The following is a 1058-nucleotide window of genomic DNA, read 5'->3' as shown; positions in this document are numbered from 1 at the left end:
CCATTTGCCAAAAATTCCTGTGCTAAGGTAGAGGCTGGTAATAGGGTGAGCAGTAGGGTAAGTACACCTAGCAACACCAATACCAAGGAACGCCGAAGCCTAGCCCCTGGGAAAGGGTTAATGGAAAATCGAACATTGATAAGAGATTCCATAGGTTACGTTCCATTTAGCTCTCATTTTCCATAACATTAGAATCTCATCGCCTTTGGTTGAGGGCATTAGGTATTCTAGACTACCCGTTCTAGATGATGTCTAGAGGAATCGTTTTCCTCGTTTGGTATTGGTTTTAACCCCTCCAGCAGACCGCTGACCACGGCCCAGGTGCCAACTCCCATTATTAACAGTATCACTAAGCCAATCAACCAAACTACAGGTTTATTCTTGGGCAGAGAGTTGGAAACATTTTTCTCACCTAATAGACTCGTCTGGTCAAAGTTCTGTGCAGTGGCGTTGAGGTCATTTTCCCGTTTCAAGGTCGCTGTAATCTTGTACGGACCAATTCGTAGGGTGTCCTTGCTTGAAAAAGGTTGAATACCAGAGCGAATCTTCCGCCCGTTAATAAACGTGCCATTGGCGCTGCGGTCAGTAATATAGAGTTGGGTATTAGCCACTGTGATCAGGGCGTGATACCGGGAAATTTCCTTGTCAAGAAGTACCAGATGAGACACAGATTGACCTGCTAACTGTTCTGGCAAATGGTCATTTTCTCGACCAACAGCAATTGGCGGTCTCAGAACAGGTTTCTTTAACTCGCTAGTTTCTGGGTCTTCCCAGGTCAATTGAATATAAATCGGTTCAGCCAAGATTTCACTCCTGCTAACTAGAACATCGTGGATCAGTGCTGAGTAGGTCAGTGGTGAGTGCTGAATTTTGCTTAGCACATGAATAATTTTTTGTCAACCATATCCACCGATGCTAAGGGGATGACAACAAGGGTGAAACTTAGATAGGGTGTCGGGTGTGGGGTTTTGGATAGGTCCTGGGTAGGAGCCAGTTCCCCCTGAGAGGGTGACAACAAGGCTAAACCCCATTGAGACCATGCTGTGAGCATCTCGTTA

At 45.8% G+C, this 1058-nt stretch carries 2 protein-coding genes; both read right to left on the bottom strand.

All coding sequences use genetic code 11. The features are described 5' to 3' along the window. Positions 1–227: 227 nt before the first annotated feature. Positions 228–803 carry an FHA domain-containing protein gene (locus tag F6K53_RS45065; RefSeq protein WP_293087651.1) on the bottom strand — a complete coding sequence of 192 codons (576 nt, stop codon included), beginning with the start codon at positions 801–803 and terminating at the stop codon, positions 228–230. A gap of 71 nt (positions 804–874) precedes the next feature. Continuing rightward, on the bottom strand, positions 875–1058 hold a 184-nt coding region (locus F6K53_RS45060), incomplete at its 5' end, for a hypothetical protein (protein WP_293087648.1).

The sequence above is a fragment of the Moorena sp. SIO4A1 genome (genome assembly GCF_010672065.1).
In the GTDB taxonomy this organism is placed as follows: Bacteria; Cyanobacteriota; Cyanobacteriia; order Cyanobacteriales; family Coleofasciculaceae; genus Moorena.
The sequence above is the reverse complement of the archived record's forward strand: the minus strand, read 5'-3'. Positions and strand labels throughout refer to the sequence as shown.